This is a genomic window from Achromobacter sp. (assembly GCF_036567245.1).
GTDB lineage: Bacteria > Pseudomonadota > Gammaproteobacteria > Burkholderiales > Burkholderiaceae_B > Achromobacter.
Window position 1 is genome coordinate 1 of the sequence record NZ_DATCUY010000027.1, and the last position, 6,650, is coordinate 6,650.

Consider the following 6,650-nt stretch of genomic DNA (forward strand, 5'->3'; position numbering starts at 1 on the left):
CAGCGATGCGCTGGCCGCGCCCATCCCCGTGCCGCCTGTCACGCCGCCGGACAGCGTCATCGTCCTGCCCACCAGCCGCAACCAGGGCGCGCTGTACCGCCTGAACGCCGACCGCAATCCGCTGCACGTGGACCCGGCTGCCGCGCAGCGGGCGGGCTATGAACGTCCCATCCTGCACGGCGCGGCGCTGCTGGGCATGGTCAACCGCGCCCTCGAAGCCGGCCTGCGGCAATTGCCGGGCCTGCGCCTGGGCGAACTGGACCTGCGCTTCATGGCGCCGGTCTATCCGGGCCTGGACGTGGCCGTATCGCTGTGGCGGCAGCCGCAAGGCGTGGCCCTGGCCTGCCACCAGGCCGGCGCCCTGTGCGCCCAGGGCCGCGCGGCCTGGGCCGAGGAGGAACAATGAAAGACAAGACTTGCGCAAACGTGGAAGAAGCCCTGCGCGGCGTCGAATCCGGCGCCGTGATCTTCGTGGGCGGCTTCGGCGGTTCGGGCATACCGGCGCGCCTGCTCGCCGGCTTGCTGGCCAAACAAGGCGTGGGTAACCTCACCCTGATCAACAACAACGCCGGCGCGGGCGAGGCCAGCTTCCTCGCGCTGGTGGCTTCGGGCCGCGTCAGCCGCATCGTCTGCTCCTACCCGCGCATGCCGGGCAACGACGTCATCCGCGAGCGGGTGCAGGCCGGCAAGTTGGCGGTGGAAGTCATGCCCCAAGGCACGCTGGTCGAACGCATCCGCGCCGGCGGCGCGGGCATGGGGCCGTTCTACTCGCCGACAGGCTATGGCACGCCGCTGGCCGAAGGCCGCGAGACGCGCGTGTTCGGCGGCCGCGGCTACGTGCTGGAGGAACCGCTGCGCGCGGACTTCGCCTTCATCCGCGCGCACCGGGCCGATCAGTCGGGCAATCTGGTCTACCGCCGCGCCCAGCGCAACTTCGGTCCGGTCATGTGCATGGCAGCCCGCAGCACCATCGTCGAGGTCGAAGAGATCCTGCCTTGCGGCGCGCTGGATCCCGACGTCATCGTCACGCCCAGCCTGTTTGTGCATCGCCTGTTGGGGAGCCCGCAATGAAAAGACTGTCACGTGTACAGCTGGCCGCCCTGGTGGCCGACGACCTGCCGGCGCACGCCGTGGTCAACCTGGGCATAGGCATGCCCACCATGGTCACCGACCGCCTGGATCCGGCGCGCGGCGTGCAGCTGCACAGCGAGAACGGCATCCTCGGCATGCGCCTGCTGCAAGACCACGAGACCGCCGACGGCGACCTCATCAACGCCAGCAAGCAGTCGATCGCGCTGACCGAGGGCGCGGCCATCTTCGACCACGTCTATTCCTTTTCCATCATGCGCGGCGGCCATATCGACATCACGGTGCTGGGCGCCTTCGAAGTGTCCTGCGATGGCGACCTGGCGAACTGGTCGCTGGGCGCGGACGATCCCATGCCGTCGGTGGGCGGGGCCATGGACCTGGCGGTGGGCGCGCGCAACGTCTGGGTCATGATGGAAGCGCTGACCCGCGAGGGTGCGCCGCGTCTGCGCGCCCGCTGCACCCTGCCCCTGACCGGCGCGGGGGTGGTCGGGCGCGTCTATGCCGACATCGGCATCTTCGACGTGCGCGGCGGGGCCTTCGTGCCCCTGGCCCTCGTGGACGGCCTGCCGCCTTCCGAACTGCACCGCTGGATCGACGCGCCCGTGCGCCTCGAGGACACGCCGCGTGTCCTGCATCCCAACTCCTGATTGCTCTCAACCATGATACGCACCGAACATTTTCTCGAAGACGCCGAGGCCTGGCTGCGCACCGCGCTGGCCCAGTTGCGCGAGCAGTATCCGGTCACCGCCTCGCACACCCAGGAATGCCGCCAGGCCTGGAACCGCATGCTATGCGAAGCCGACCTCATCGCGCTGACCTGGCCGCGCGAATACGGCGGCCGCGAACTCAGCACCGCCGCGCTGATCGCCTTCCACGAACTATGCGCGCGCCTGCATGCGCCGCAACCCATCAACAGCATCGCGCACGCCATCCTGGCGCCCACCTTGTTGCGCTTCGGCACACCTGCGCAGAAGGCGCAGTTCCTGCCCGGCATCCGCAACGGCAGCGAGGTCTGGTGCCAGGGTTACTCCGAACCCCAGACCGGTTCGGATCTGTCGTCCGTACGCACCCGTGCCAAACCCGAGGCCGCCGGCTGGCGCGTCAGCGGCCGCAAGATCTGGACCACCCAGGCGCATCTGGCCAAGTGGTGCTTCGCGCTGGTGCGCACCGATCCCGACAGCCAGGCCCACCGCGGCCTGAGCTTCATGCTCATCGACATGCAGGCCGAAGGCGTGCGGGTCGAACCGATACGCCAGATGACGGGCGAGGCCGACTACAACGAAGTGCTGTTCGACGCCACGCCGGTGCCGGAAGGCCGCATCCTGGCCGAACCCGGCGAGGGCTGGCGCATCGCCATGGCCGCCGCCGAGTACGAGCGCGGCATCTACTTCATGCCGCGCGTCGTGCTGCTGGAAGACGAGCTTCAGCAACTGACCGCAGCGCTGGCGCAAGCCACGCTGGCCTCGGACGAACACGCCGTGCAGGCGCGGCGCGTGCGCGAATTGGCGGACCTGTGCCAGGTCATACGCTGGCGCGTGGACCGCGTGCTGCGCGAGGTCGCCGCAGGCAACACGCCTGGCATCGACGGCGCCATGCTCAAACTGCTGTGGAGCGAAACCCGCCAACGGATCTGGGAGCAGCGGGTGGAACTGCTGGGCGAGGCCGCCATCCTCGGCCCGCAGGCTGGCGCACCCCATGCCGGAGAGGCCAGCGTACTGCGCGAGTTCCTGTGGTCGCGCGCCGAAACCATCGTGGCCGGCACCTCGGAAATCCAACGCAATATCGTGGGCGAACGCCTGCTCGGCCTGCCCAAGGACAGGGGACAACATGCATAGCGAAATCAGGACACTGCTGTCCTCCACCTTCGGCCGCCTGCTGGAACAGCAGCATCCCGCCGCCTACGCCCGCCGCGCGCTGCCGGCGGACGACGCCGCCCAGCGCGCCCTGTGGAAGGAACTGGCCGAAGGGGGCTGGCTGGAAGCGGGATCGGAAGCCTTCCAGGCCGAGTACGGTCCCGGCACCCAGCTCATGGGCGAATGGGCTGGACGCGCCCTGCTCACCCTGCCTTATGGCGCTTCGGCCTTTCTCGCCAGCGCCTTGCTGGAGCAAACGCCCGCCCTGGCGGAAGTCGTGCTGGACCTGAGCGCGCATCCAGCCAGCATCCGCTGCGACCGCGCCGGCGACCAGCAGGGCTGGATCGACGCCTACGGCCCCGTGGCCCAGTACCTGCGCCTAAGCCGTCAAGACCAGGGCTGGCTGCTGGCCCGTTACGACCCGGCGATGCTCGAGTCGGTGCAAGGCCTGGATCCCACCGTGGCGCTGGCCCGCCTGCGTGGCCCCGCCCTCGCGCAGGCCGAACTGCCCGCGACGCAGGTCTTGCCCGCGCTGCAAAACCATCTGGCCTTCCTGCTGGCGCAACTGGTCGGCACCGCGGCGGCCTCGTTGGACCTGGCCATCGCCTACGCCAAGGAGCGCGAACAATTCGGCCGGCCCATCGGGCAGTTCCAGGCCATCAAGCACGCCCTGGTCGACGCCTGGACCGGTCTGGACAATAGCCGCTATGCCGTGGAGGCCTTACTGGCAACGCGCGCCTCGGCCGATCCCCAGCTTGCGGCGCTGGCCGCGCGCCTGGCCGCCAGTGCGTCGCGGCGAGCGGTAAAACTCTCGATCCAGGTACATGGAGGCATAGGCTTCTCCTGGGAGCACGACGCTCAGCTTTACCTGAAGCGCGCCTACCGGCTGGCGATCGAGGTGGAGCGGCTGGCCGCGCTGATGCGGGACTAGGCCCACCGGCGCGGGGGCCCGCGGAACGCCGTTAACATAACGGCTTTCCACAGCGCCTTCCCTTGCACAGCCGTGCCCCCGGATCCTCCCACCCCGATGAGCCACGTCCCGCCGCCGCAACGCAGGTCCGATCGCCTGGCGTCCTACTACTGGAGCGGCGACGCCATGCGCAGCCGCAGCGTCAGCAGCACCGTGCTGACCGGAACGCTGGACCTGCCCACGCCGCCCGCCCGCTTGCTGGCGGACTGGGAGCGCGAGATGGCCTCGCGCCTGTACCTGGAACCGGGGGACGTGGAGCAGATGCCGCTGGCCCGTACGCAGGCGCGCTGGCCCGAGTACGGCTCATGCCTGCAAGCCATGCATGAGTGGACGCAAGGACTGGGATTGCCCGGCTTGCTGGCATCCGCCGACATCGTCCTCATGGCCTGCCGCGGCGCCCGCTACCACCATGACGGCGCGCAATACGGCGGCGCCGCCTTCTGCAATCTGTTCCTGAGTGAAGACCGGGGCCTGGATGTGCACTTCCCGGCTAGCGGCCTGCGCCTTCCCCTGGTCCGTGGCGCCGCCATGATCTTCGACACCGGCCAGCCGCACGGCGTCATCCTGCGGCGCGGCACGGGCTTTCGCGAGGCAGACTTCGCGGCAGGCCTGGATCTGGCGCAGTTGTTCCTGACTTGGGAACTGCCCATCGAAGCCCCCCGCATTGCAAGCGCGCTCGGCATCGAATTCGATATCGATGCCGCCACGGCGTCGCGGCTGGACGAGGAACAGATCCGGGTGAACGGCGCGCGCGCCGCGCTCGACCCGGAATCCGGGTTGTGGTTGCCGGAGGAATGAAGCGGATCAGTTCAACACTGCGCCACCACGTCGCTGCCCATGCAATCCAGCAGCGGCTGCGCGCTGCTGCGCCGGACGATAGAAATCGATCAACCGCGGCCCGAGGCTGGTCGCATGATGGTTCAGGTCGGAACGGCCCATGCCCTTGATGACGACCTTGAACAAGCGACGATACGGGCCCGGCCGGCACTTCTGCGATCAAGACCCCGGCAGCGCCGCGCCCATGGCGGCGAACAGACCGCCGCACACCTTGTTGAAGCGCCGGCCGGAGCGCTCCAGCCAGGGGCGCACGCGATGCGCCAACCGCGCCAGCACATACTCGACCAGAAACTCCACCACCACGAAAGTCGCGGCCATGATCGCGAACTGCGTGTACAGGCTGCGAACCGGATCGATGAACTGCGGCAGGAAGGCGCCGTAGAACAGCAGCGCCTTGGGGTTGGAGATTGCGGACAGGAGGCCCTGGCTGAACATGCGCATGCCGCTTACGCGCGGCATGTTCGGGGCGGGCTGCAACTGCACGCCCGGCGCGCGCCAGAGCTGCATGCCCAGCCAGATCAGATAGGCGCCGCCGGCCCACTTCAGCACCGTCAGCGCGGGTCCCCAGGCCTTGAGCAAGGCGCTGATGCCCAGCATCGACAAGGCGATCAGCGCCACAAATCCCACCGCGCCGCCAGCAATGGTGCACAACGCCTTGCGGTGTCCGTGCAGCGCGCCGTGCGTCAGCGCAAGCAGCGTATTCGGCCCAGGAGTCACCGACAAGCCGATGACGGCGATCAGGTAGATGAGCCAGCTATGCAGGGCCATGGCGGAATGCGTGAATGAAGGGGAAGCGGCCAGTCTAGCCGCGGCGGCGGGGCTGCGCAAATGCGCCGCGCCGGGGCGCCGGAAAGACCGGATCCCGCGCAGCGCGGGCCGCGGCATCACTGGAAGCGGTATTCGGCCAGGTCATTGCCGTTTATGCAATGCTCGAACCGCTGTGGCTCAAACTCGGCCGCAAAGCGTCGCTTGCGCCTACCTCCGCCCTTGTTCTGTACTCGCACGCTGATTCTCGCGTTCTTGATGTGCGCCGCGAACATGTTGCACAGCTGCGCGCCCAGGCTCTTCTGGTAAGTGAACAGTTCCTGCGCAGGCAAGCGCCGATCCCCGCTGAGGTCATGCAGGCGCAGTTCGCACGAATCCCGCACGTACCCCGCGCGCAAGCGCAGATTGGCATAGCGGGTCGGCCAGTCCATTTGCGCCAGGTGTACATCGGAATGCGCCTCCCACCCTTCGAACCGGCGTTCGGATACCGCTTTCTGAATGCGGGCCCAGAGGCGCTCAGGGTGGTCGGTTTCCAGGATGATCATGACGCGGTTCTTCTATCGATACGACGAGCGCAATACTACTCGCGGCTGACGCGCTAAACGCTTGGCTCGACCCGATACCCATCATCGGCTGCCCGCATCAGGCCTGTCTGCTCGGCGCGCCGCAACAAGTGCCTGGTTGCCTCTAGCGCCGATTGGCAGGCGCCGCCACCGATGCGTTGGCAGGCGGCGCTCCCACGATGAGATTGGCGACATTGATGGCGTTCTGTTCCGATCCCATGCCTATATCTATCACGCCATTGGCTACCGGCCCGCCAATGCGCGGCAGCTCGACGAACTGATTGTTCACCGTGAACAAAAGCCAGTTGCCAACATTGCGCCGCGTGATCTCCCCGAGCTTGCCCGCGCCTTCGGGGGTGAACTGCAGGCGCAGGAAGGCGGCTCCTTCCTTCGTCTTCATCGGGACGACGTTGGCCAGATCCGCCCGCGTCAAGACCGGCGTGGGCAACATGTGGAGCACTTGCCCCCTGACGCGGATGGCTTGAAGCTGCGCGGCGGGTTTGGCCTGCACCAGACGAAAGTCGACGGCTGGCGCCGGCTGAGGTTGCGCGGCCGCGGGAGACGGCGCCGCCG

10 protein-coding genes are annotated in these 6,650 nt (G+C 68.1%); 6 read left to right on the forward strand and 4 right to left on the reverse strand.

The features are described from left to right. From VIR09_RS00870 to VIR09_RS00895, 6 genes are all read left to right on the forward strand, one after another. A partial coding sequence (locus tag VIR09_RS00870) for a MaoC/PaaZ C-terminal domain-containing protein (RefSeq protein WP_332010831.1) occupies positions 1-406 on the forward strand: 406 nt, incomplete at its 5' end. After that, a complete protein-coding gene (locus tag VIR09_RS00875; RefSeq protein WP_332010834.1) occupies positions 403-1,071 on the forward strand; it encodes a 3-oxoacid CoA-transferase subunit A in 669 nt (222 codons plus the stop codon). The genes VIR09_RS00870 and VIR09_RS00875, both read left to right, overlap by 4 nt. Beyond that, positions 1,068-1,736 (forward strand): CoA-transferase, encoded by a 669-nt coding sequence (locus tag VIR09_RS00880; protein WP_332010837.1) that lies wholly within the window; start codon positions 1,068-1,070, stop codon positions 1,734-1,736. Before VIR09_RS00875 ends, VIR09_RS00880 begins: the two co-directional genes overlap by 4 nt. A 12-nt stretch (positions 1,737-1,748) precedes the next feature. Continuing rightward, positions 1,749-2,924 (forward strand): acyl-CoA dehydrogenase family protein, encoded by a 1,176-nt coding sequence (locus VIR09_RS00885; RefSeq protein ID WP_332010839.1) that lies wholly within the window; start codon positions 1,749-1,751, stop codon positions 2,922-2,924. Then, positions 2,917-3,873, forward strand: a complete 957-nt coding sequence (locus VIR09_RS00890; RefSeq protein ID WP_332010841.1) for an acyl-CoA dehydrogenase family protein — start codon at positions 2,917-2,919, stop codon at positions 3,871-3,873. Before VIR09_RS00885 ends, VIR09_RS00890 begins: the two co-directional genes overlap by 8 nt. A 96-nt stretch (positions 3,874-3,969) precedes the next feature. After that, positions 3,970-4,710, forward strand: a complete 741-nt coding sequence (locus VIR09_RS00895; protein ID WP_332010843.1) for a hypothetical protein — start codon at positions 3,970-3,972, stop codon at positions 4,708-4,710. Positions 4,711-4,716: 6 nt separating this feature from the next. Here the strand turns inward: VIR09_RS00895 and VIR09_RS00900 are convergent, their stop codons facing one another. From VIR09_RS00900 to VIR09_RS00915, 4 genes are all read right to left on the reverse strand, one after another. Further along, on the reverse strand, positions 4,717-4,875 hold the full coding sequence (locus tag VIR09_RS00900) for a hypothetical protein (RefSeq protein WP_332010845.1): 159 nt from the start codon (positions 4,873-4,875) through the stop codon (positions 4,717-4,719). A gap of 33 nt (positions 4,876-4,908) precedes the next feature. After that, positions 4,909-5,517, reverse strand: a complete 609-nt coding sequence (locus VIR09_RS00905; protein WP_332010846.1) for a LysE family translocator — start codon at positions 5,515-5,517, stop codon at positions 4,909-4,911. 116 nt (positions 5,518-5,633) lie between these two features. After that, on the reverse strand, positions 5,634-6,059 hold the full coding sequence (locus VIR09_RS00910; RefSeq protein ID WP_332010848.1) for a hypothetical protein: 426 nt from the start codon (positions 6,057-6,059) through the stop codon (positions 5,634-5,636). Positions 6,060-6,201: 142 nt separating this feature from the next. Further along, positions 6,202-6,650 (reverse strand): SecDF P1 head subdomain-containing protein (locus VIR09_RS00915; RefSeq protein ID WP_332010850.1); only part of this gene is annotated, 449 nt, incomplete at its 5' end.

Bases quoted from the DNA above. Each gene is read 5' to 3' on its own strand.
- VIR09_RS00875 (WP_332010834.1), top strand. From the start codon at position 403: ATGAAAGACAAGACTTGCGCAAACGTGGAAGAAGCCCTGCGCGGCGTC.
- VIR09_RS00880 (WP_332010837.1), top strand. From the start codon at position 1,068: ATGAAAAGACTGTCACGTGTACAGCTGGCCGCCCTGGTGGCCGACGAC.
- VIR09_RS00885 (WP_332010839.1), top strand. From the start codon at position 1,749: ATGATACGCACCGAACATTTTCTCGAAGACGCCGAGGCCTGGCTGCGC.
- VIR09_RS00890 (WP_332010841.1), top strand. From the start codon at position 2,917: ATGCATAGCGAAATCAGGACACTGCTGTCCTCCACCTTCGGCCGCCTG.
- VIR09_RS00895 (WP_332010843.1), top strand. From the start codon at position 3,970: ATGAGCCACGTCCCGCCGCCGCAACGCAGGTCCGATCGCCTGGCGTCC.
- VIR09_RS00905 (WP_332010846.1), bottom strand. From the start codon at position 5,517: ATGGCCCTGCATAGCTGGCTCATCTACCTGATCGCCGTCATCGGCTTG.
- VIR09_RS00910 (WP_332010848.1), bottom strand. From the start codon at position 6,059: ATGATCATCCTGGAAACCGACCACCCTGAGCGCCTCTGGGCCCGCATT.